Source organism: Archangium minus (genome assembly GCF_044360475.1).
GTDB classification, from domain to species: domain Bacteria; phylum Myxococcota; class Myxococcia; order Myxococcales; family Myxococcaceae; genus Archangium; species Archangium minus.
Genome location: NZ_CP043494.1, coordinates 6696939 through 6720671, shown reverse-complemented (window position 1 = coordinate 6720671; position 23733 = coordinate 6696939). Strand labels below are relative to the sequence as shown.

Annotated in this window: 16 protein-coding genes; 12 read left to right on the top strand and 4 right to left on the bottom strand. The window is 67.2% G+C overall.

Features of this window, described 5'->3' with window-relative positions; genetic code table 11:
* The first annotated feature begins 13 nt into the window (after window positions 1–13).
* From F0U60_RS27265 to F0U60_RS27235, 7 genes are all read left to right on the top strand, one after another.
* A complete protein-coding gene (locus F0U60_RS27265) occupies window positions 14–2500 on the top strand; it encodes an RND family transporter (RefSeq protein ID WP_395803737.1) in 2487 nt (828 codons plus the stop codon).
* Window positions 2497–3444, top strand: a complete 948-nt coding sequence (locus tag F0U60_RS27260; RefSeq protein WP_395803735.1) for a phosphatase PAP2 family protein — start codon at window positions 2497–2499, stop codon at window positions 3442–3444. The genes F0U60_RS27265 and F0U60_RS27260 overlap by 4 nt, the downstream gene beginning before the upstream one ends.
* A gap of 16 nt (window positions 3445–3460) precedes the next feature.
* The gene (locus F0U60_RS27255) at window positions 3461–4657 is read left to right on the top strand and encodes an aminotransferase class I/II-fold pyridoxal phosphate-dependent enzyme (RefSeq protein ID WP_395803733.1); all 1197 of its coding nucleotides are present in this window, start codon (window positions 3461–3463) and stop codon (window positions 4655–4657) included.
* Window positions 4658–4723: 66 nt separating this feature from the next.
* Entirely contained in the window at window positions 4724–6619 is a 1896-nt protein-coding gene (locus tag F0U60_RS27250) for a methylmalonyl-CoA mutase (RefSeq protein ID WP_395803731.1), read from the top strand.
* A gap of 101 nt (window positions 6620–6720) precedes the next feature.
* On the top strand, window positions 6721–7449 hold the full coding sequence (locus tag F0U60_RS27245; RefSeq protein WP_395803729.1) for a class I SAM-dependent methyltransferase: 729 nt from the start codon (window positions 6721–6723) through the stop codon (window positions 7447–7449).
* Window positions 7442–7846: a cobalamin B12-binding domain-containing protein gene (locus F0U60_RS27240; RefSeq protein ID WP_324956501.1), complete on the top strand. Its 405-nt coding sequence runs from the start codon at window positions 7442–7444 to the stop codon at window positions 7844–7846. The genes F0U60_RS27245 and F0U60_RS27240 overlap by 8 nt, the downstream gene beginning before the upstream one ends.
* On the top strand, window positions 7813–8787 hold the full coding sequence (locus tag F0U60_RS27235; protein WP_395803727.1) for a hydroxymethylglutaryl-CoA lyase: 975 nt from the start codon (window positions 7813–7815) through the stop codon (window positions 8785–8787). Before F0U60_RS27240 ends, F0U60_RS27235 begins: the two co-directional genes overlap by 34 nt.
* Window positions 8788–8853: 66 nt before the next feature.
* On the opposite strand, the gene F0U60_RS27230 is transcribed toward F0U60_RS27235, so the two are convergent.
* Entirely contained in the window at window positions 8854–10392 is a 1539-nt protein-coding gene (locus tag F0U60_RS27230; RefSeq protein ID WP_395803725.1) for a penicillin-insensitive murein endopeptidase, read from the bottom strand.
* A 303-nt stretch (window positions 10393–10695) separates the two neighbouring features.
* Here F0U60_RS27230 and F0U60_RS27225 point away from each other — a divergent pair, with 303 nt between their 5' ends.
* Window positions 10696–13962 (top strand): C45 family autoproteolytic acyltransferase/hydolase, encoded by a 3267-nt coding sequence (locus F0U60_RS27225; RefSeq protein WP_395803723.1) that lies wholly within the window; start codon window positions 10696–10698, stop codon window positions 13960–13962.
* A 152-nt stretch (window positions 13963–14114) separates the two neighbouring features.
* Here F0U60_RS27225 and F0U60_RS27220 read toward each other — a convergent pair whose 3' ends face one another.
* Together F0U60_RS27220 and F0U60_RS27215 are read right to left on the bottom strand one after the other, a co-directional pair.
* Complete coding sequence (locus F0U60_RS27220; protein WP_395803721.1) at window positions 14115–14669, bottom strand: hypothetical protein; 555 nt, start codon at window positions 14667–14669, stop codon at window positions 14115–14117.
* A gap of 42 nt (window positions 14670–14711) precedes the next feature.
* Window positions 14712–16379, bottom strand: a complete 1668-nt coding sequence (locus tag F0U60_RS27215; RefSeq protein WP_395803719.1) for a hypothetical protein — start codon at window positions 16377–16379, stop codon at window positions 14712–14714.
* A gap of 374 nt (window positions 16380–16753) precedes the next feature.
* Between F0U60_RS27215 and F0U60_RS27210 the strand changes: the two genes are divergently transcribed.
* The gene (locus tag F0U60_RS27210) at window positions 16754–17044 is read left to right on the top strand and encodes a hypothetical protein (RefSeq protein ID WP_395803717.1); all 291 of its coding nucleotides are present in this window, start codon (window positions 16754–16756) and stop codon (window positions 17042–17044) included.
* Window positions 17045–17167: 123 nt separating this feature from the next.
* On the opposite strand, the gene F0U60_RS27205 is transcribed toward F0U60_RS27210, so the two are convergent.
* Window positions 17168–17974: a response regulator transcription factor gene (locus F0U60_RS27205; RefSeq protein ID WP_395803715.1), complete on the bottom strand. Its 807-nt coding sequence runs from the start codon at window positions 17972–17974 to the stop codon at window positions 17168–17170.
* A 111-nt stretch (window positions 17975–18085) separates the two neighbouring features.
* Between F0U60_RS27205 and F0U60_RS27200 the strand changes: the two genes are divergently transcribed.
* The 3 genes from F0U60_RS27200 to F0U60_RS27190 all read left to right on the top strand — a co-directional run bounded on the left by F0U60_RS27200 (window position 18086) and on the right by F0U60_RS27190 (window position 23718).
* Window positions 18086–18637 carry a hypothetical protein gene (locus F0U60_RS27200; protein ID WP_395803713.1) on the top strand — a complete coding sequence of 184 codons (552 nt, stop codon included), beginning with the start codon at window positions 18086–18088 and terminating at the stop codon, window positions 18635–18637.
* An 88-nt stretch (window positions 18638–18725) separates the two neighbouring features.
* Window positions 18726–21599 carry an ATP-binding protein gene (locus F0U60_RS27195; protein WP_395803711.1) on the top strand — a complete coding sequence of 958 codons (2874 nt, stop codon included), beginning with the start codon at window positions 18726–18728 and terminating at the stop codon, window positions 21597–21599.
* A gap of 76 nt (window positions 21600–21675) precedes the next feature.
* Entirely contained in the window at window positions 21676–23718 is a 2043-nt protein-coding gene (locus F0U60_RS27190; RefSeq protein WP_395803709.1) for a serine hydrolase domain-containing protein, read from the top strand.
* Window positions 23719–23733 lie beyond the last annotated feature (15 nt).

Sequence of the window (23733 nt, the reverse complement as noted above, 5' to 3'; positions counted from 1 at the left end):
ACTGGGGTCAAGCTTGGCTGAGTCTCTTCGTCGTCGTTGGTCCGAGGCCTTTATCCGGGGAACGTTGGCACGTCCCTGGAGGGTCCTCCTCGCATTCACGGTCCTGGCTCTCGGTGGCGCGTTGCTGTCCGGGCGGCTGGAGTTCCGTGGCTCCTTCGTGGAGCTGCTGCCCCGTGAGGCACGCGAGGTGAAGGACCTCAACCGGGTGGCCCAGAAAGCCGGAGGCGACGGCTACCTGGTGGTGCGCGCACAGGGCGCCAGGCCCGAGCAGCTGCGCGCCTACGCTGACACGCTCGCCGGCAAGCTCGAGGCGCTGCCCGAGGTGCGCTACGTGGAGCACCACTTCAACGTGGAATTCTTCAAGGAGCGCGGCCTGCTGCTGCTGCCCACGGAGAAGCTGCGCGAGCTGCGCCAGGATGTGGACTCACGGCTGCGCTACGAGAAGCAGCAGGCGCTCGCGGTGGACCTGCTCGACGCGCAGGATGCGCCGCCGGACTTCGAGGCCATCGTTAAGAAGTACACGCCGGACGCGCCCATGCGCGAGTACCTCGGGAGCGCGGATGGCACCGAGGTGTACCTGATGGTGAAGCCGGGTGGCACCGCGGGCGATCTCGTGTTCGCGCAGAAGCTCGTGGACGACGTGAAGCGCGTGGCCGCCGAGGTGGCCCAGGGCTGGCCCGGGGTGAAGCTGGACTACGCAGGCGCCTTCCAGGCCCGGCTCGAGGAGGATGGGGTGATGCGCCGCGACCTGACGCGCGCGGGCCTCCTCTCCGCGGTGATGGCGGTGGGCATCATCCTGCTGGCCACGCGGCGGCTGTGGGCGCTGGCCGTGGTGGGCGTGCCCGTCGTCTTCGGCGTGTCGCTGACGTTCGCCTTCGCGGAGCTGGCCATTGGCCACCTCAACATCGTCACGGGCTTCCTCGTGGCCATCCTCATCGGCCTGGGCCTGGAGTATGGCATCCACCTGGCCATGCGCTACTGGGAGGAGCGGCGCGAGCACCCGGCCGCCGAGGCGCTGGCCGAGGCCGTGCGCGGTACCTTCGCTGGCGCCATCACCTCGGCGCTGACGAACGCGGCGGCCTTCTTCGTGCTCGTGTTCGCCCAGTTCGAGGCCTTCAAGCAGTTCGGGCTGCTGGCCGGTGTGGGCGTCATCCTCGCCGTGCTGATGGCGTACGGCCTGGGCCCCGCGCTGCTGGTGCTCGCCGAGCGTCTGCGTCCGGGCCGCAAGTCGGCTGAGAGCCATGCCCCCGAGGCCCCCGAGAAGGTCTTCAAGCCAGCCGGCAAGCGCTGGCCCACGCCGGTCATCGCCGGCCTCCTGTTGGCGGTGCTCGGCTTCGCGGGCTACTCGCTCTATGTGCTGCCGCGCGTGGGCTTCGAGACGAACATGCGCAAGCTCAAGGGCGATGCGGCCTCCGTGAGTCTCGATGACCACATCGTCGAGCAGATCGGCACGCCCCTCAACCCCGCCATCCTCCTGGTGGAGGACCTGCAACAGGCCCAGGTGGTCCAGCAGGTCATCACCGACGTGAAGGCGAAGCACGGCGAGGCGTCCACCTTCAAGCAGTACGCGTCGCTCAATGATCTGCTGCCGCAGGACGTGCCGGGGCATCAGGAGCAGATCGCCGCGCTGCGCGAGACGCTGCAGAAGCTGCCCGAGAGCGCGCGCAACGATCCGCGCGTGGAGACCGTGAAGAAGATGCTCGACGCCCAGCCGTACGGGCCGGAGCAGATGCCTGAAGAGGTGCGGCGCCGCTTCGAGGCGCTCGACGGCAAGGGCCTGTTCCTGCTGCTGTTCCCCTCGGTGTCCAATCACGACACCCGGGAGCTGTCGGCGTGGGCCTCGCAGATTGACGAGGTGGTTGACGGAGCCAAGGCCCGGGGTGTGGACCTCGCGGTGTTGGACAGCAACCGGATCGCCGCCCGCATCTTCTCCATGGTGCGCGGGGATGGCCCGTTCATCCTCTGGGCCGCGGCGTCCGTGGTCTTCCTGACCATCCTCGCCAGCCTGCGCAGCTTCAAGCGTGCCTGCCTGGTGGCCGGGCCACTGTTCCTGGGCATGCTGTGCCTGGCTGGCGGCATGTACCTCTTCGACGTCCAGCTCAACTTCATCAATGCCGTGGTGCTGCCCAACCTGCTCGCCATCGCCGTGGACAACTCGGTGCACCTCTACCACCGGTATGAGGAGGAGGGCCCTGGCTCGCTGGGTCACGTGGTCCGTCACACGGGCCTGGCGGCGGTGGTGGCCACGCTGTCCAACGCAGCGGGCTACGGCGCATTGTTGATCTCACATCACGCCGGACTGCGCTCAATCGGTCAGATTGCAATTCTGGGAGTGGTGTGCACCTTCCTGGGTACCACGGTCTTCTTCCCGGCGATGCTCGCGTTGATGGAGCGGTGGTCTGGGCGGAGGAAGGAGGGGGGCATGATTCGGAGCCTGGAGATCGGCGCGCCTGTTGCCACTGAGGCCGCTTCGGAACCGGGGGAGCGTAAGTCGGCGTGAACCCATGGACCTCGTACAACCCAGCCCGAGCGAAGGCTCGGGGCGTCCACCTGCGCGGAGTCGACATCGTCATTGTCGTCTCCTGCTCATTGGCCGCCCTGGCGCTCGTGGGCCCCGCCCGGTGGGCTCCTGGCTCCACGAGGTCCGCTGTTCATTTCGCCATCTTTGCGCTCGGGCCCCTGGTGCTGCGCACGCTGGAGTCCTATTTCCCCAGGCACCGGCTGCTGGCCTTCGTGGCCTCCTTCTGGCTGCTGCCTGTGTTGAGCCTCAGCCATGGGCTGCTCAATCCGCTGGTGACCGCCGTCACCCCGGGGTTGCGCGACGCCCAGCTCGCCACCATGGACCAGCGGCTGTTCGGCTTCCAGGCCTCGGTGTTGCTCGGGCACGTGGTGCCGCCCTGGCTCACCGACATCCTGATGATCTGCTACTACGGCCACTTCGTCTGGCCGTTGGCGCTGGGCCTGGTGATGTACTTCACCGGGCGCCGTGACGCCTTCTACGAGTACCTGCTGGCGCTCAGTCTCTTCTTCGCCTTCAACTACGTCTGTTACGCGTTGGTGCCGGCCATCGGCCCGCGCTACTTCCTCTTCAGCGAGTTCTCCCAGCCGCTCCAGGGCGTGTGGGTGACGTCCTTCCTGGACTCGGTGATGCGCATGCCGCCGTTTGCCCGGGACTGCTTCCCCTCGGGCCACACCGGGACCACGCTGGTGGTGTTCGTGTACGCCTTCCGCTTCGTCCCGCGCTTCTTCCGGGTGATGGTGGTGCCAGGCCTCGGCCTCATCCTCGCCACCCTGGTGGGCCGCTTCCACTACGCAACGGACCTGCTCTGCGCGGTGCCGCTGGTGATGGTGGTGGTGGGTCTGGCTCTGGGCTGGAGCCGAGCGACTGCGCGGCGCGATGCAGTGGCGCGCCCGGTACGGATGAACGCTATCGTGCGCCCCTGAACAAGGGAGCGTACGCATGAGCAGGCCAATTCTCGCGGGCCGCGTGGCCCACCTCGGTACCACCGTCTTCTCCGAGTTCAGCGCGCTGGCCCTGAAGCACGGGGCCATGAACCTGGGGCAGGGCTTCCCAGACTTCGACGGGCCCGAGCCCGTGAAGGAGGCCGCCCGCAAGGCCATCACTGACGGGGTGAATCAGTACGCCCCCAGCACGGGCCTGCGGGACTTGCGCGTGGCCATCGCCGAGCACGGTGCGCGCTTCCACGGACACACCGGCATTGATCCGGACACCATGGTGACTGTCACCAGTGGTGCCACAGAGGCCATCCTCTGCGTGATGTTGGGCCTGGTGGATCCAGGTGACGAAGTGGTGGCCTTCGAGCCCTTCTACGACTCGTACGACGCCAACATCGGCTTCATCGGGGCGAAGGCGCGTTACGTGCCGCTGCGTCCGCCGGATGCCTCGCACACCACGTGGTGGTTTGACCGCGACGAGGTGCGCGCGGCCTTCGGTCCCCGGACGCGGTTGCTCATCCTCAACACGCCTCACAATCCCACCGGCAAGGTGTTCACCCGCGAGGAGCTCGAGTTCCTCGGCGAGCTGTGCGCCGAGCACGATGTGCGGGTGCTCTCGGACGAGGTGTACGAGCACATTGTCTTCAGCCCCGCGCGGCACGTGCGTCCCGCCACGGTGCCTTCACTGACCGACCGGACGGTAAGTGTGAGCAGCGGCGGCAAGTCCTTCAGCCTCACCGGTTGGAAGATTGGATGGATCATCGCGCCACCGGCTTTGCGTGACGCGGTGCAGCGGGCTCACCAGTTCGTGACCTTCGCCACGGCCTCGCCTCTGCAAGCAGCCATGGCCGCGGCGCTGCGGATGCCGGACGCGTATTTCCAAGAGCTGTCCGCCTCCTATCTGGCGAAGCGCGAGCGGCTGCTGTCGGGCCTGGCCGAAGCGGGGCTGAAGGCGTACGTGCCCGAGGGCAGCTACTTCATCATCACGGACATCTCCGGGCGGGGCTTCGCGGATGACGTGGCCTTCTGCCGCCATCTGGTGACGGAGGTGGGAGTAGCAGCCATCCCTCCGAGTGTTTTCTATGGTCCCGAGCACAAGTCCCTGGGGCAGGGGATGGCACGCTTCGCCTTCTGCAAAACGGAGGCAGTGCTGGATGAAGCGGTGCGCCGGTTGAAGGTGGGACTTGCTCGGGGCCGCTGACGTCTGGACATCGGGAGCCGGGCGGCTTGCGACCCCTACACCCCGATGCTACATCCCCGCGCAACCATGCCCTCCTCTCGTTCCCCGACCGAGTCCAAGAGGCTCTCCGCTCCTCGTTCCAACCAGTCCGCCAAGAAGGCCGGCCGGTCCTCCACCAAGGTGTCGAAGGCCAGCAAGCCGGCCAAGGCGGCAAAGAAGGCCGTGAAGGCCGCCACGAAGGCCGTGAAGGCAGTCGCGCAGAAGGCCGCCAAGGCCGCTCCGCGCAAGAAGAACGTGGCGGTGCGCTCCTATGACTCGGCCGCGGTGAAGGCGGTGGGCAAGAGCACCGAGAAGTGGGCCAAGAGCGACCTGGCCGCGGTGACGCAGAAGATGCCGCTGCGCCGCAAGTCGTTCGTCACCGACTCGGGCATCCCCATCCCCGACGTGGTGACGCTGGCGGATCGCAAGACGGAGTCCCCGGAGCGCATCGGACTGCCGGGCCAGTTCCCGTTCACCCGCGGTCCGCAGCCGACCATGTACCGCGGTCGCCTCTGGACGATGCGCCAGTTCGCCGGCTTCGGCACGCCCGAGGACACCAACAAGCGCTTCAAGTACCTCATCAGCCACGGCATGACGGGCCTGTCCACGGCCTTCGATATGCCCGCGCTCATGGGCTACGACTGCGACCACTCCATGAGCCGCGGCGAGGTGGGCAAGGAGGGCGTGAGCGTCTCCTCGCTGCGTGACTTTGAGATCCTGTTCGACGGCATCCAGCTCGACAAGGTCACCACCTCGATGACGATCAACGCGAGCGCGATCGTGGCGCTCTGCATGTACATCGCGGTGGGTGAGAAGCAGGGCGTTCCGATGGCGAAGCTCGCGGGCACCATCCAGAACGACATGCTCAAGGAGTACATCGCGCAGAAGGAGTGGATCGTCGGCCCACGGCCCGCGGTGCGGATCGTGACGGACATGATCGAGTTCTGCACGAAGCACATGCCCAAGTGGTACCCGGTCTCCGTCAGCGGCTACCACATCCGCGAGGCCGGAGCGACGGCGGTGCAGGAGCTGGCCTTCACGCTGGCCGACGGCATCGGCTACGTCGAGGAGTGCGTGAAGCGCGGCCTGGACGTGGACGACGTGGCGCCGCAGCTGTCCTTCTTCTGGGACGTGCACAACGACTTCTTCGAGGAGGTCGCCAAGTTCCGCGCCGCGCGCCGCATCTGGGCCCACGTGATGCGCGATCGCTTCGGCGCGAAGAACCCGCGCTCCATGCAGCTCAAGACGCACGCGCAGACGGCCGGCGTGTCGCTCACCGCGCAGCAGCCCTACAACAACGTGGTGCGCACGGCGCTGCAGGCCTTCGCGGCGGTGCTCGGTGGCACCCAGTCGCTGCACACCAACTCGCTGGACGAGACGTACGCGCTGCCCACCGAGGAGTCGGTGACGATCGCGCTGCGCACCCAGCAGCTCATCGCCCACGAGTCCGGCGCGGACCGCGTGGTGGACCCGCTCGCCGGCAGCTACTACATCGAGTACCTCACGGACGAGATGGAGAAGCGGGCGCTCGAGTACATCCGCCGCATCGACGAGATGGGCGGCATCATCCGGGCGGTGGAGGAGCAGTACCCGCAGAAGGAGATCGGCGAGAGCGCCTACCGCTTCCAGCGCGAGGTGGAGCAGGGTGACCGACTCATCGTCGGCGTGAACGCGTTCAAGTCGGACAAGGACGCGCCCATCGAGCTGCTGCACATCGACGAGAAGGTGGCCGAGGCGCAGATCGCCCGGCTCAGCCAGGTGAAGGCCGAGCGCAACCAGGCGGCGGTGGACGCGGCGCTGGTGAAGGTGGAGGCCGCGGCGCGGGGCACGGACAACCTGATGCCGCCGGTGCTCGAGGCCGTGAAGGCCTACGCCACCCTGGGGGAGATCTGCGACGTGTTCCGCAAGGTCTGGGGCGCGTACCGCGAGGGTGGGGCGTTCTGACCTCCCTCTCCCTCTGGGAGAGGGTCGGGGTGAGGGTATGTGCCGGGTCAGCGGGTCACGGGGTCGATAACCCGTGGCCTTTGGCCCTGGAGGCCAACGCCATGAGCTTCTTCGGCGAGCTGTACCTGCGCTCCACGCTGCCGTTCATCTCGGAAGAGATGACGGCGAAGGAGGTGGCGTACCTCGCGAAGCGCTTCGAGGATCTCCAGGTGCCCGGGCCCGTGGTGGACCTGGGCTGCGGCCACGGCCGGCACGCCGCGCGCCTGAACACCGAGGGTCCCCTAGCGGGTCGCATTATCGGCCTGGAGCTGGATGCCCTTTCACTCCAGGAGCGGCTCCCAGGCTTTCCGGCGGTGCGAGCGGATCTCCGCTCTCTCCCATTCCGCACGGGCTCGCTGGCGGGAGCGTACGCCTGGTATTCGACACTGTTCGTCTTCTCGGACGAGGAGCACGTGGCCCTGCTGCGCGAGATCGCGCGGTGCTTGCGGCCTGGAGGGCGCCTGGTGCTGCACACCGTGCCGTACGAGCGGCTCGCGGCACAACCTGAGGCTTCCTTCTCCACTCGATTACCGGATGGGAGCCTGCTGGAAGAGCGGAGCCGTTTCGACGCGGCGCGTGGTCGAGACGAGGCCTCCAGGCGACTGACATTCCCGGACGGACGCGTCCTTTCAGGGCAATATGCCGTCCGTTACTATCCCCTTGCGGATTTGATCCAACTGTTGGACTTCACGGGATTTTCGATGTGCTGGGTGCATGGCGGGCTGGAGGGGGAGCCGCCGTCTGGCACGTCAACCGATCTCATCGTGGGAGCTGAGCTGCGACATGGCTGAGAGGAAGCTACGAATTCTGGTGGCCAAGCCGGGCCTGGATGGTCACGACCGCGGAGCGAAGATCATCGCTCGGGCCTTGCGCGACGCGGGCATGGAGGTCATCTACACGGGGTTGCACCAGACGCCCGAGATGATCGTCAACGCCGCCATCCAGGAGGACGTCGACGCGATCGGCATGTCCATCATGTCGGGAGCGCATATGACGCTCTTCCCGGCGGTGATCGATCTGCTGAAGAAGAGCAACGCGATGGACATCGCGGTGTTCGGCGGAGGCATCATCCCGGACGACGACATCCCCAAGCTCAAGACCCTGGGGGTGACGGAGATCTTCACACCCGGTAGCTCGACGCAGGACATCGTCCAGTGGATACGAACCAACATCGCGGCCCGCGCGTGACAGGGCTCGGCAGGCTGCCGGAGCGGGTCGACATCTACGAGGTCGGCCCTCGCGACGGCCTGCAGAACGAGCTGCGCACGTTGCCCACGCGCGACAAGGCGCGGCTCATCGAGGCGCTGATCGCCGCAGGGGAGAAGCGCATCGAGGTCACGTCCTTCGTGTCCCCGAAGTGGATTCCCCAGCTCGCGGACGCGGAGGAGCTGCTGCGTCTGGTGGGACGGCGTGAGGGCGTCACCTTCTCGGCGCTGGTGCCCAACCTCAAGGGCCTGTCGCGCGCCAAGGAGGCGGGCCTGGAGGAGGCGGCGGTCTTCATCTCCGCGTCCGAGGCCCACTCGAAGAAGAACATCAACAAGAGCATCGCCGAGGCAGTAGCCGAGGCCAGGCAGACCACCGAGGCGGCCCTGAAGGCGGGGCTGCGGGTGCGCGGCTACCTGTCCACGGTGTGGGGCTGCCCCTACGAGAACGAGGTGCCTGTGTCGCGCGTGGTGGAGATCAGCCGCGCGCTGGTGGACGGCGGCATCTACCAGCTCAGCCTGGGTGACACGATTGGCGTGGGGACGCCGAGGCAGACGGACGCCATCCTCTCCGCGCTGCTCGAGTACATCCCGGTGGAGAAGCTGGCGCTGCACCTGCACGACACGCGCGGCACGGCGCTGGCGAACGCGCTGGTGGGCCTCCAGATGGGCGTGACGACGTTCGACGCCAGCATCGGCGGGCTGGGCGGTTGCCCCTACGCCCCAGGCGCGGCCGGAAACCTGGCCACCGAGGACATCGTCTACATGCTCCACGGCATGGGCGTGCAGACGGGCATCAACCTCGACAAGCTGGTTGAGGCGGGCATGGTCGCCCAGGAGCTCATCGGCCGGAAGCTGGCGGGGAAGTTCCTCCAGGCGGCCTTGGGCGAGCGCGAGAAGAAGGCGAGCCGTCGGGCTCAAACCTGATCCGCGTCACTCGGGAGCGGGGGAGCGCGGTGTCCCCGCGCTCCCGCTCCGCTCCCACTCACACCTCTACCGCTTCAGCAACGGCATCACCGGCAGGATCGACGCCGAGGTGTGCGTCACCGCCGGCAGGCTCGCACCCGCGGGCGCCTCCCGAGGCAGCTCGGGGGCCTCGGGCTTCGTCTCGGGCGCGTTGTCGGCGCTCGCCGGCTCGCTGCCGCCCGTGTTCTCGGGCTGCGCGGCCATGGCGGGCTGCTCCGAGGCGGGAGGAGGCGTCGCGGCGGCCGGAGCCTGCAGGGTGACCTCCACCGACGCCGGCGCCGGAGCGGTCTCGGAAGCCGGCTTCGCGGCCACGGCAGGCGCCTGCTCGACGACCTCGGGCGGCATCCGCCGAGGAGGAACGACGAGGGGAGGGGGCACCGGGCAGCGGGTGCAGGGGCCCCGCAGGGGCACCGCGAGCACCTGGCCGAGGCGCAGGAAGGTGCTGCGCATCCGGTTGGCCTTCTTGATGCTCTGCACGCTGGAGCCGTAGCGCAGCGCGATGGCGCCGAGCGTGTCACCCGAGCGAACCCGGTGCATCTGGATGTTCTTGTCGGGCTGCAGCGCGAGCAGCGGGGCGATCCGCCGTCCCAGTTCCTGGGCGCGCGGGTTGTAGAACCGCACGTGGAAGTGGTCGCGGTGGCCGCGCGCGTGCTTGATGAGGGACTTCGCTCCGGCGTGGAAGAGCGAGTCCACCCACTCCTTGTTCTCGCCCTTGCGCAGCGCGTACTCGTACAGGACCTTCTGGACGCGCTTGTCCACGAGGATCATCTGCACGTCGGTGTGCACGGCGAGCGCCTTGATGAGGGCCCAGTTCAGCTCGAGGTCGATGTGCTTCTCGCGCTCGCGCACCCGGATGGGCTCGGCGGTGGGGTAGTAGAAGCCCAGGTCCACGTCCCGGCCGTTCTGGTGGCTCTTGTGGGGCCGCAGGTAGCCGCCCTCGCGGGAGCTGAGCTGGTTCACCCGGAGCGGGGGAGCCTTCGGATACGCGGCTCGCACCTCGCGGATGGCCTTGGCGATGTAGTCCAGCGTCTCGCGGGTGCCCCACGCCAGCTCGGGCGAGACCACGATCCAATCATCCCCCGCGGGAAAGCGCTCGGCATTCACCATCCGGCCGCTCTCGACGAACCCCACGGAGATGGAGCCGAGGGAGGCAGGATCCTTCTTCCACATCTCCGTCAACTGCTCGTCCGACAGCTCCGCGGTGTACAGCGGCCCCGTGGGAACCTCGCCCGTCGCTGCCTGGACCTCCTGAGCCTCGCCCTCATCCGCATCCGAGGCGTCCGCCGGCTCATCCTCTTCCCCCTCGTCCTCGCCGCTGTCGTCGGCGGAGGCCTGGAGGGCCGCGTCATTGTGCTCGACCACCTGCGTCACGGCTTCCGGGAGCTTCGGAGGCTGTGACGCCCCGTTCTCCTGCGAAGGCACCGCGTCAGGCTGGCCGGCGGCCGAGCCAGGAGACGCCGAGGCCTCTAAGGACGGAGCCGCCACGTTCGACGGGGCGACGGTGGGTACAACGTGCGCGGTGCAGCCGGCGCACAGCCACAGGATGATCCAGGATGTAGAACGCACTCGCGATACAGCATGACCCGAAATTGTTCCTGGCCAAAGTAATCCGTCGAAGCTGGCCAGGTCTCCTGGCAGGCGGTGCGATAGAACTTGACGCGTGGGGGAGGGCTCGTCCTACCCGCGGCGGCGCTCCACTCCCACGGATTACCAAGTGAAACCGGGTACTTGCTCTCGCGGGTTCTCGTTCCATCAGTCCTTCGGACCCCAAGTCCGGCCATCGGTTGACGGTCGGGGGGGCGGAGCGGGAGAAGTACGCGGACCCTTCATTTCCCACCACACTCCGGGAAGGACATGACCCCTCTCCGAATGACCTCGCGATTCCTCGGCGCACTGCTGCTCACCGCCGGAGCGCTCCACTCGCCAGCCTCATGGGCTGCGCAGGTGCCCGTGACCAATGCAGGCTTCGAGTCACTGGCCTCCTCGGGACATCCCACCGGCTGGACCGCGACGGGTGAGGGCAAGGTGACCTCCAGCCCGGACGGCAAGGCCGAGGGCGCGCGGGGGCTCTTCATCGAGAACCCAGCCAGCGGCGCCGAGACCACCGTCCAGTCCGAGCCCGTGAAGCTCCAGGTGGGCCGCCTCTACCGCTTGAGCGCGTGGGTGCGCACCCGAGGCGTGCAGGCCGATCCCCAGGCGCGCTACCCCACGGCGATCGGCGCCTGCCTGTCGATGAAGAGCTTCCCCTTCACCAACTGCTCGCCCACCCAGGGCGCGGACCAGGACGGCCGCGTCTCGGTGCTCTTCTTCGCCATCCAGGCCTCGGATCGCGTGCAGGTGCACCTGGGCCGCAACGGCAAGGCCACCGGCTCCGCCTGGGTCGATGACGTGCGCCTGGAGGAGGTGGACGACATCACCGCCTACATCCCCATGGAGTCCGTGCGCTGGGCCGGCAAGGGCTTCCGCTACGACGACGGCGGGTGGAAGTACATCCACATCGAGGGCGAGCCCTATGAGCGCGGCCAGCAGTACGGCCAGCTCGTGGCCGAAGACATCGTCCGCTACATGGAGAAGCTGGGCATCCAGAAGAACCGCCAGGACGCCGTCAATGGCTGGTCCCAGGTGCGGCTGCTCACCGACTCGCTCTTCCTGCGCAAGTACGACCCCGAGTACCTCGAGGAAATGAAGGGCATCGCCGACGGCGTCAACAAGGCCGGCGTGAAGTTCAAGGACCGCGAGCTGGATGTGCTGGACATCGCCTCGCTCAACTCGGCGGTGGACCTGGGTCAGCTCGAGGACGCCAACCGCGTGAGCGCCACGTCGCTCACCGGGCGCTCCTTCCTCAAGGCCGAGGACGAGACGGCCCGGGCGGGGGAGGGTGATCACTGCTCGTCCTTCGTGGCCACCCGCTCGGCCACCAAGGATGGCCAGTTCATCATGGGGCAGATCTTTATGTGGAACGGCTACACGGGCGTCCACTGGGACGTGATGCTGGACGTGCAGCCCACCCGCGGCCACCGCTTCATCATGCAGACCTTCCCGGGCGGTATTCACAGCGGCGCGGACTGGTTCATCAACGACGCGGGGATCGTCATCGGAGAGACCACGGTGGGCCAGACGCCCTTCGATCCCGATGGCACGCCCCAGAGCAACCGCATCCGCAAGGCGGCCCAGTACGCCTCGTCCATCGAGGACGTGACGCGCATCCTGAAGGAGCGCAACAACGGCCTCTACACCAACGACTGGACCCTGGCGGACGCCAAGACGGGCGAGGGCGCTTGCTTCACGCTCGGCACGAAGAAGACGAAGCTGTGGCGCACCGGCAGCAAGGGCCATGCCGCCGACACCCCGGGAAACCTCAAGGACTTCATCTGGGCCAACAACAACAACCGGGACCTCGAGGTTCGTAAGGAATACATCCCCAACCCCCAGAACGCGCCCGTGGACCTGGCCTTCAACACCTGGAACCGGGACATCGCCTTCCAGAAGTACTTCGAGCAGTACGGCAAGGGCGGCATCGACCTGGACAACGCCATCCGCATGCTGGCCTCCAGCCCCATCAACCGGCCCCACGCCTGCGACGGGAAGATCACCACCGGCGAGATGGCCAGCCGGCTCATGTTCCTCGCCCATTACGGCAAGACGACCCTGCGCGAGAAGATGGTGGGCGGCCGGTGGATCCAGGACCTCCCGGGCGCCTCGGCCCATCTGACGCTCGGCTACACCACCTTCAGCCCCATCTTCGTCGCCGATAAGCTCAAGGCCGCTCGCGCCAAGGCCCTCGCGAAGGAGGAGAAGGCCGCTGCGGCGAAGCGGGATACCGCCAAGATCAAGGACGCCCTCGGCTTCGACAAGAAGCTCCTGTGGGCCAACACCGTGTTCCCCGCCACGGATGGCGAGAACTGGCTCGTGAGTGGCACGGCCGCCTACTGGATCCAGCTCAACAAGCTGCCGGACTCCGCGGACAAGGCCTTCGATCTGCAGCGCGATGCCCTGGCGGAGCTCAACAGCCGCTACCTGTACCTCACCTCGCGCGAGGAGGACGTGGTGCCCGTGGCCGCACGCACCTCGTACAGCCGCTACGGCACCTACGCGATTCCTCGCATCAAGGGCACCTTCCTGCTGCACCAGCTGCGGCTGCTGCTCGGCAACAAGGCCTTCTCGAAGGTGATGGGCACCGTCCACGAGCGCTACGCCAACAAGAACATCACCACGGCGGACTTCGTGCGCACGGCCTCGGAGGCCGCGGGGAGGGATCTCAAGCCCTTCATTTCCCAGTGGGTGGATCGCGGCGGCCTGCCCGAGCCGCGTATCACCGCGAGCGCCACGAAGGCCAAGGACGGCTACGACGTGACGCTCAAGGTGGAGCAGGGCGGTAAGCCCTACCACTTCGTCACCGCGGTGGAGCTCGTCTCCGCCAAGGGCTCGACGCTGGAGCGCGTGGAGGTGAAGGGCGCGAGCGACTCCTTCTCCTTCCACGTGGCCGAGCAGCCCGTGCGCGTGGTGTTCAACCCGTCCAACGACATCCCCGTGCCGCGCGAGCACTTCCAGGTGTTCTCCAACGCACTGGACGACTTCAGTCAGCTGCTCTTCGTCCACGGTACTGCCCGCGGAGTGGAGGCGGATCGCACACTGACCCTGAACTTCCGCGATGTCGTGGCGGATGTCTTCACGGACCAGCTCGCGCCGCTCGAGCCGGATGCCGAGGTGACGGATGCGCAGCTGGCGAGCAGCGATCTGTTTGTGCTCGGCGGCGCCGAGGACAACGGGCTGGTGGCGCGGCTGGCCGCAGAGAAGAAGCTGCCGGTGGAGATCGGCCGCCGGTTCTTCCGCTGGCAGGGGAAGACGTATGGGCGCTCGGATGACGGGCTCGCGGTGGCGCTGCCCAACCCGTGGAACCCGAAGCGGATGCTCTACCTCTACCTGGCCAACAGCGGCCCGCAGCTGTGGCACATGACCCGCTCCTTCATGCCGGGCCAGCTCCAGGGCTGGGCACTCTTCCGGGGCGGCGACGTGAGCGCCAAGGGCTACCACGGCGTCGACGCGCTGGCGGTGGAGTTGAAGACGGCGGAGCCGAAGAAGGAGTTGCCGGCTCCCGCGGTCAAGCCGATCGGCTCGGCGGCAAGCTCGAACTGAGTCCGGGCGTTTCCGAGCAGCAGGGAAGGGGAGACAGGTTCAAATCCTGTCTCCCTGGCCAGTCAAGGGATCCACCGTCGTGGCAGAGGACGGCTCTCCTCCTCCGGTCCCGGCTCCGCCCCCCCCCGCTTGAGGGAACTGTCTCGGCGGCATCAAGAGATGTCGGGGCGCAACCCGGTGCCCTTATCTGCTGGGCTAGCTCCTGTGCGATTTGATGGCGCAGCACCTTCAGCACGCTCACCATCGGTATCCGTCTTGTCTTCGTAGTTCCAGGCGACCAAGAACCATCCCGCACAAATGAGAAGACCGATTAGCACCAGGACTGTTTTTCCCACCGTGGCGAACTGGTCTGGCAAATATTTCGTGCGCATGGTGTGGCCGAACATGAAAATGTCCACGACCATGACGACAGTAAACAGGATCATGCCAATGGACAGGTGAGGAAGAGACAGGTTTCCCACAAACTGACGCCTGGTCCTTTCGGCAAGCAACTTGGCGAGGGCAAACGCTCCGCCGTTCACGGCAAAGAGCAATTCATATCGCCTGTGCTTTCCATCCTCGTAGGCTTGAAAGCTCTTGGGGACTTCCCGTGGTTCAGTCACGTAATCCCACTTGAAGGCCGTCAAATCATAGACAGCCAGAACCGCTAGTAGAAAGCTGATTGCCGTCGCGGCCAGCAACCACCTATTTGTCGCTCGCTTCATCATCCGCCTCCTTGCCTCGGCTTTGAATGAAAAGCCGCCGTAGCCTCACGGCGCGGTGACCCCGCTCGCCCCGAGCCCGCTGAGCAGCGGGAGCAGCTCGGGGATGGAGACCCCGATGAGGACATACTGGCCGTCATCAGCAGTGGGGGCCCACGCGTAGCCGAAATGGAAGGCGCGGGCCAGGTTCACCCCGATGCCGAACGCGAAGCTCGGAGCCTCCTGCTCACCTCCCGCGATGACCGAGACAGAGGGCGCCAGGGCGACATACTCGGCCAGCTTGGGGGCAGAGCGGGTGTTGACGCCGAGGATGAACGGAAAGGTGATGGCGTAGGAGTTGGCCCGCCCTCCCCGGACCGACATCGCCCAGGAGATGGGGATGACGGACGTCGACTCGATGTCCTTCGGCGAGGAGCTCAGGGTCGCCGCGACGATCTCCGAGGCGACCGGGAAGATGGTGATGAGCCCCAGGTTGTGGACGTCGAATGCGTCCCGGTAGATGACGAGGTCCTCCCTCTCCGGGAGCCGGAAGACGATGCGGAGGGTCACCCGCTGGCCCAGGTAGTCCTTCCATTGCGCCGCCAGCGCCCGGGTGCAGCCATCGCGGTACAGAAGCTCGATGTTGATGCGCCGGGTTCCCGTGTCAGCCTTCGCATCCGCCACTTCCAGCTCGACATGCCACGGGGGCCTCAGCAGCTCGCCCGCCGGGAACTGGAAGCAGATGACGGGCTCGAGCGAGAGTATCACCTCCGACGCCTGGTCCATCTGTTCCGCCAGGGGCCTGACGCCCCCGCCTGTTTCCTCCGTCAGCCGCACGGAGCCTGCGGCCTTGAGGAGGGTGACGGCGTACTCGTCACGGACGAAGAGGAGCGCGCCCTCGTGCCCCTCGGAAGTGGTGTCCACCACAGACTGCCCGAAGCGCGACGGGAACTGGTTGAGCTGGGCGGCCAGCCGCTCGACGAGGGCCATCTTGTGCCGCTGCAGGACCTTCTCGCGCATCCCTGTCTCGGAGAGGTCCTCGAACCGGAATTTCTCCAATGCCCTGGCGGTGTCATCCACCGGTCTGGCGAGCTTTTCCCAGTCCACCTGCTCATGGAGGAACACATCACCGGGGCGCTTGCAGAAGGAGTAGAGGATGGCGGTGTCCTCTCCTTCCGCGAGGAGGAGAGTCCGAGTCTCCTTGCACGCCTCCGGCGGCTTCTTCTCGCATGCCTTCGGTACGAGCGCTTCCGAGATTTCGACCCGCTCGGCCCGCGTGCCGCGTACGAACAACTCTTGCTCCTGGAGACACAGGAAGGCCGCCGTGTAGATGGACTGCACCTCGATCCTCACCCGGGCTAGGGCTTCCCGCTGCCCATCTCCCCGCCAGACCAGCAAGGGAATCTCCCGGGCCGGATTCTTCTCGAGCTCGCCCATCTCGAGCCTTACGTCCTCGAAGGTCTTGTCCCCGACGCTCACGTGGAAGACGAACTTCGAGAAGGCGACCATCGTGGTCGCAGAGAGGGCGTCCGCATGGAAACGGGCGATGATCCGATCCAGGCGGTGGCTCTCACTGCCATCCGGCAGCGTGGAGCCCTTCGTCAGTGGAAGCTCGATGGGACGCCCCGACTCGGAGAGGGGCGCATAGATGGCAAACAGCTCGTACGGCTCCGCATGGGCGGCCACCGCGGAAGCCAGCACGGTGCACAACACGCCAAGGCGACATACGGAGCGCATACGTCCCCCGTCGAACGAGAAATGACCCCCGCAACCGGCTCAACTCCGGGGCACACCAAAATGAGGTGGGCAGCTCCATCCACGGTGGGATGGGCCTCCGGGGCACACCTGCCTCATCATCCGAGAGAGGCGTCTCAAGGTGCAGCACCAATCCTCATGAGCCGATCACTTCCGTCAGCAAGCGTAGACGTCACAACACATCCGTTGGGCTCCCACAAACAAGGCGTGTGCCGTCGCGGGTTTAGGACACCCCTCCTCCACGGGTTCAAATTCTGTCTCCCCGGCCAGTTCGGTGAGGTCCATTTCCTTCCTGGGGCAGGCCACCTCGCTTAACGTGGTCCGCGCAGTGCCCACCCAGGGAGACACATCACAGTATGCGCAAGGCAATCATCGCAGGGTTGATGGCAGCGGGGCTGCTGGCGGGTTGTGGAGGCACCACGACCGACGGAAACGGAGAGGTGAACACGGCGTGCGCCGACGGCACCGTGTGCACCGGTTCCGCTGACGAGTGTGCGAAGACGTGCGGCCAGTCCGATGAGGGCAAGAAGCACGCTGAGTGGTTCAGCATGATTTGTTGCGACGGCAGCGAATGCCGCACCCCCGGCGCTCCGTCCATCTGCATCGACTACTGCAACAAGTACGGCGACGGCGGCTACTGCGGGTAACACCTCTCGTTCTCTGTCCATGCGGCGGCCCGCCCCGAGCTTTCAGGGCGGGCCGCTGTCCTCGAGCTGGCCCGAGCAGGGCTACGACACCGCCACCCAGAGGATGGGAGGCCTGTTACGGCGTCAGGGAGTCCAGGCTCTCGCCGCTGGCGGCTGGTGGCCGAGCAGGCGCGCGATGAGCGCCGCCCGAGAATGCACGCCAAAGCGGCGGTAGACGGACTTCGTGTACTGGTTCACGGTGAACCGGCTGATACCGAGATGTTCGGCGATCTCCTTGTCCATGAGTCCCCGCAAGAGGAGCTCCAGCGTCTGGCGTTCGCGCGGTGAGAGCCGGGCCCGCAGGGACTTGTCGACAGCCGGCACTCGCGCGCGGAACATCGACTCGCATTCGACGTGAAACAGGTGGACGAGGTTGCGGTCCGCTTCGTCGAATGGCCGCTCATTCCTGGCACGATAGAACCCCAGCCCCTGCACCACCGTCGGCTCGTCCATCCGGAGGCACGTATACAGCGCGTCATCGAGGTGCGCCGGTCCGAGGTGCTGCTCGACGTACTGAGAGCCGTACCAGTCCCTGTCAGCGACCAGCTCGCGGCGTGTCGCCGTTACCGCGGACGAAGGAGACTCGGGGCACCGTTGCATCAGCGCGCGAAGGCCAGGGTTGAACGCACTTCCGGTCCGCGCCAGGACCTGCAGCACGGGCAGCGTGGTGGAGTCCCAGCCCTCCAGGACGACCGCCACGAAGGCGCCGTGCCCTCCAGGACGGAAATCACAATCCGTGACGCAGCCACCCACCGTTGCGTGCAGGATGCCCAGGAGCCCGGAGATGAGATGCCTCGCCCGCGCGTCCCCGTCCGCCGGGAGCTCGTGCGCCTCGTTGATCAACCGCACCAGCGCGCGCACCTGATGGGTTCGCAGTTCGGCCCTGGCCATTGGGCTCACGAGGGTAGGTGACGGCGAACCCGCCGCCTCCCTTGTTTTAGGGAATTGTCGCATTGCCAACGTAGGTCGACACTGGGCGCACGACCTGGAAAGGAAACGACAATGACCTTCCTCCGCAACCTCACCATCTATCTCCCCGCCATCCTCGGCATCATCCTGTATGTCTCACCGGCCGCCGCGCAGTCGCCTGTCTCCTGCGGCACGGTCGTTGCCGGCTACCTGGATGCACCTTACGCGGGCAGCGACTGGTTGGAGATTGTCGGCAGCCGGGTGGTCGCCCGTGGCTCCTTTGGCTTCTCCTCCTTCACGATGGCCGACGGTTACCAGGTCGAGTCCACTCCCTTGCACACCGCCGCGGCGGGAGGCAGATCAGTCTTCAGTGCTCCGAGGAGCGGCAGCGCGTACACCGGCAACTTCCATGAGGTGTTTCCCGGCCGCGGAAACGGCGACGAGGATCGCTGGCAGTTCTGGATCGAGCGCAGCGGCAGCGTCTACCTCCGCTCGATTACCTGGAACGGTTCATGGGCCCCAATGCAGAACGTGGTTTGCTACACGGGTTCCTCCGGCCAGTTGGTCGTCGTCGGCCTGATCAATAACCCGGGCTTCGGCACCGACTACTGGACCTTCGTCATGCGGCGCAATTATTTGATCTAGCCTCTCTCTTGCCGCACCCGCGCGAGCCGTGCGCCAATACTCCACACTCCATTATTCCTGGAGCGGAGAAGAAGCGGGGGAGCGGACCATGGATGACTCGGAGATCGTGGCACGGGTACTCGAGGGCGGCGGAGAGATGGGCGCCCGCATGCGAGCGCTCGACTGGTCGCGTACGCCCGTGGGGCCGGTGGAGCGCTGGCCCCAATCCCTGCGCACGGCGGTCTCCATCCTGCTCAATTCCCGCTTCCCCATGATGATCCATTGGGGTCCCGAGCTCACCCAGTTCTACAACGACGCTTACGCGCCGAGCCTCGGCTCCAAACACCCCGGGGGCCTGGGGCAGGCGGCCCAGCCCTGGTGGGCGGAGATCTGGGACGTGCTCGAGCCCATGTTCGAGCGCGTGCTCGCCGGTGAGGCCACGTGGCATGCCAACCAGCTCTTCACTCCCAACCGGCGCGGCTTCCTCGAGGAGGCCTACTTCACACTCTCGCACAGCCCCATCCGGGATGAGTCGGGGGGCATTGGCGGCATCTTCCTCACTGTGACGGAGACGACGGGCCAGGTGGTAGGCGAGCGGCGCCTGCGGGCCTTGAAGGCGTTGAGCGAGGCCAACGCGAGCCCTCCTTCCGCCGAGGAGGCCTGTCGTCAGGCGGCGCGGGTGCTCGAGGACTACCGCTACGACGTGGCCTTCGCCCGGTTCTACCTCACGGACGCACCCGGAGCGCAGCCGCGTCTGGTGGCCAGCGTGGGCCTGTCCGAGGGAGCCGCTGACGACGGGGCCTGGCCACTGGAGTCCGTGCTGCACGGCGGCGAGGCCTGGACCCTCACCGATGTCCACTCCCGGGTGGGCGTCCTGCCCGGAGGGCCCTGGCCGGAGGCACCCCACTCGGCGCGAGTGCTGCCTCTAGGGGAGCCGGGTGCCATGGCCAGCGGAGCGCTGGTGGTGGGCCTGAGTCCCCGCCGCCCCCTGGACGCGGAGTACTTCAACTTCCTCGGGCTGGTGGCGGCACAGGTGAGCACGGCCATCGCCTCGGCGCGCCAGAGCGAGGCCGCCGCCGCGCTGGAGCGGGCCAAGTTGGACTTCTTCAGCAATGTGTCGCACGAGCTGCGCACGCCCCTGACGCTGCTCCTGGGCCCGCTGCAAGACGCGCTCGCGGACACCACACACCCGCTGCCCGAAGCCCAGCGAGAGCGCGTGGAATGGGCCCAGCGCGGCGCCCAGCGGCTGCTCAAGCTCGTCAACACCCTGCTGGACTTCAGCCGGCTGGAGGCGGGGCGTCTGCAAGCCACCCCCGAGTGGACGGACCTGTCCGAGATGACGGCGGGCCTCGCCAGCTCCTTCGAGTCCCTCCTGCGGCGGGAAGGCGTGCACCTGCGCGTGGACTGTCCTCCCTTGCCCGGGCTGGTGTGGGTGGACCGCGAGTCCTGGGAGAAGATCGTCCTCAATCTGCTGTCCAACGCCTTCAAGTTCACCTTCGAGGGGGAGGTGCGGGTGTCCCTGCACTGGCGCGAGGGCAGGGTGGAGCTGGAGGTGGCGGACACCGGCACGGGCATCGCCGAGGCGGAGCTGCCGCGCCTCTTCGAGCGCTTCCACCAGGTGCGGGGCGCGAGGGGACGCAGCATGGAAGGCAGTGGCATCGGGCTGGCGCTGGTGCACGAGTTGGTGGTGTTGCACGGGGGCGACATCCGCGTGGACAGCGCCCTGGGCCGGGGGAGCACCTTTCGCGTCCGCCTGCCCGCGCCTCTGGCCCCCCACCACTCGCAGAGTGACGAGCTCCGTCCTCTTTCCAGCGAGGCCAGCGCGCGCGCCACGGCCTACCTCCAGGAGGCCGAGGGCTGGCGGGGGCGGGCCCCCCTCGGTGCTCCCAGTGCTCCGCCCTCGGCCCGTGGCGCACGGCCCCTGTCCCGCGGGGGGGGACGCGTGCTGCTGGTGGATGACAACGAGGACATGCGCAGCTACCTGCGGAGCCTGCTGGAAGAGGCCGGCTATACGGTCGAGGCCGTCGCGGACGGGACGAGTGCCCTGGAGGCCATTCGGCTCCGGCGCCCGGAGCTGGTGCTGTCGGACGTGATGATGCCGGGGCTGGATGGCTTCGCGTTGATCTCCGCGCTGAAGGCCGACCCACGCACCGCCAGCACCCCCGTCATCCTCCTGTCGGCCCGCGCGGGTGAGGAGGCCACGGTGGAGGGACTCGCGGCGGGGGCCTATGACTACCTGGCCAAGCCGTTCTCGGCGCGCGAGCTGCTCGCGCGGGTGGAGGGCACCTTGAAGGCGGCCCGGGCCCGGGCGGACCTCGATGCCTTCGCGGGCCGCATCGCCCATGACATGCACAACCTGCTCACCCCTCTGTCCATGATTGGTGCCCAGGTGCGCACCTCGCCCGATGCGCGGATGAAACGCGCGGGCGAGCGCTTGGATCGCACCACCCGCCGGGCCCTCAACCTGCTCGATGGCATGCTCGCGTTCTCGCGCACGGCGAGCGCGGGGCAGGTGTCCACCTCGGAGCTCACTCCGGTGCCCTTCGTCGTCGCGGACGTGGCGGAGGATCTCCAGAGTTTGCGTGAGCAGATCCAGGCCGAGCTGGATCTCAACGGCGTGGAGAACGTGCGCGTGGCGATTCCCCGGGGATTGCTCTACGTCTTGCTGCTCAACCTCGTATCCAACGCCTTCAAATTCATGCAGGGCTGCGCCACCCGGCGGGTCGAGGTGTTGGCGCACGCCTCCGGAGACAGGTGCGAGCTGGTCGTCCGGGACACGGGTCCTGGCATGTCACCCGAGGTGCGCGAGCACATCTTCGAGCCTTTCTACCGGGCGCCGGGCGCGAAGGCTTCGGGCAGCGGCATCGGGCTGGCCACCGTGCAACGCATCGTCCACGCCTACGGGGGGGCGGTCGTCGTCGAGTCGGTCCCTGGTCAGGGCACGGCCTTCACGGTGCGACTGCCCCTGGGCGATCCCCGCTGAGCGATGCGACGCAATCGGGTTTCTGCCCGTGCGTTGTAGTGGCCACACCCGTCTCTCCGACCGGAGTCTCCCGTCCATGCGCATTCGCGCGCTTCCTCTCCTGCTGCTCACCTCGTGTACCGCGGCCAGCACCACCGTCACTCCGCCGTCCTCCACCCCGACGCCCCAGGCCTCCGCCGCGCGGGCCCGGAAGCTCGAGGCGGCCACGCTCATGCGGACGGCTTCCAGCACTCCCTTCACCGTGTCCGCTGGCTGGTACGTCACCGAGGAGCACGGGCGGCTGTTGCTCGAGGATCCTGAACGGGAGATCCGCATCACGCTGCTCGAGGTGCCCGGCGCCTCCGCCGAGCGTGCCCTCGCCGAGGCCTGGAAGCAGACCCGTCCCGACTTCGCCCTCCCCGTGAAGCTCTCTGCCCACCCTCCCGTGCAGGATGGTTGGGACGAGCTCATCCAGAACACCTACGACACTCCGCCTCGGGAGGCGCGCGTCGTCGCGGGCTTCGCACGGCGCAAGGGGGACACCAACTATGTCATCCTCCTGGACGGCTCCGACGCCGCCATGGAGCGCCGGGGCGCCCAGGCCGCCCAGGTGCTGCTCGGCTTCAAGTCCGCCCGGCTCGCCGAGGAGTCCTTCGCCAGCAAGACCCCGCTCCCCCTCACCGCCGAGCGCCTCCAGACCCTGGAGTCCTTCGTCGAGCAGGCCCGCCAGACGATGAAGATTCCGGGCGTGGCCCTCGCCGTCGTCCAGGGCAACCGGGTGGTCTACGAGAAGGGGTTCGGGGTGCGCGAGCTCGGCGGGTCGAAGCCGGTGACACCCGAGACGCTCTTCCTCATCGGCTCCACGACCAAGTCGCTCACCACGCTGATGATGGCGCGGCTGGTGGACGAGGGCCGCTTCGGCTGGGACACCCCCGCCACCCAGCTCCTGCCTGACTTTGCGCTCGGAGACCCCGAGATGACGAAGAAGCTCACCGTGCAGAACACCGTGTGTGCCTGCACTGGCATGCCTCGCCAGGACATGGAGATGATCTTCGAGTCCGCGGGCTTCACCGGCGAGCAGCGCATCGCCGAGATGCGCCAGATGAAGCCCACCACGGGCATTGGCGAGACCTACCAGTACAGCAACCCCATGGTGACGGCGGGAGGCTATATGGCCGCGCATGCCGCCGAGCCGAAGCTCCCGCTCGGTCAGGCGTATGACCGCGTGATGCAGACGCGCGTCTTCGATGCCCTGGGCATGAAGGCCACCACCTTCGACTTCGCCCGCGCGAGGAAACAGGAACACGCCTCACCCCACGGGATGAACTTCGCGTTCGACTACGTGGTCCTGCCCCTGTCCACGGAAGAGGCGCTCATCCCCGTCCGCCCCGCGGGCGGCGCGTGGTCCAACGTGCGCGACATGGCGCGCTACGTGATGCTCGAGCTGTCCAAGGGCCGTACGCCAGAGGGCAAGCCGTTCGTCTCCGAGGCCAACCTGCTCGCGCGTCGTGAGCCGCAGGTGAAGATCAACGACACGATGAGCTACGGGCTGGGGCTCATGGTGGGCGAGATCCATGGCGCCCGTGTCATCCATCATGGCGGCAACACGCTGGGCTTCAGCTCGGACCTGTTCTTCCTGCCCGAGGCCAACGTGGGCGTTGTCCTGCTCACGAACGTCCAGGGCGATGGCCCCTTCCGCAACGCCGTGCGCCGCAAGTTCCTGGAGGTGATCTTCGATGGCCAGGACCTGGCCCAGGCGAAGCTCGACTTCGCCCTGAAGAACCGCCAGGAGGCGTTCGCGAAGGGAGTGGTGGGACTGCACGAGCAGCCGGACATGGATTGGATCAAGCCCCTGACGGGCTCCTGGTCCAACCGGGGGCTCGGGCGCGTCACCCTGCACATCGAGGGCTCCCGCGCCATGTTCGACGCGGGCGAGTGGCGCAGTGCCGTGGGCGAGAAGCGGGAGACGGACGGGTCTCGCAGGCTCATTCTGCTCGATCCGCCGATGGCCGGGCTCGACTTCCTGGTCCAGCAGGAGGCGGGCCGCACCACGCTCGTGCTCGAGCTGCCGCAGCAACGCTACGTCTTCGAGAGGGGAGATGGCGCAGCCCCCTTGGCGTACACGCCTGCGCGGCAGTGACCTCACTTTGTCCTC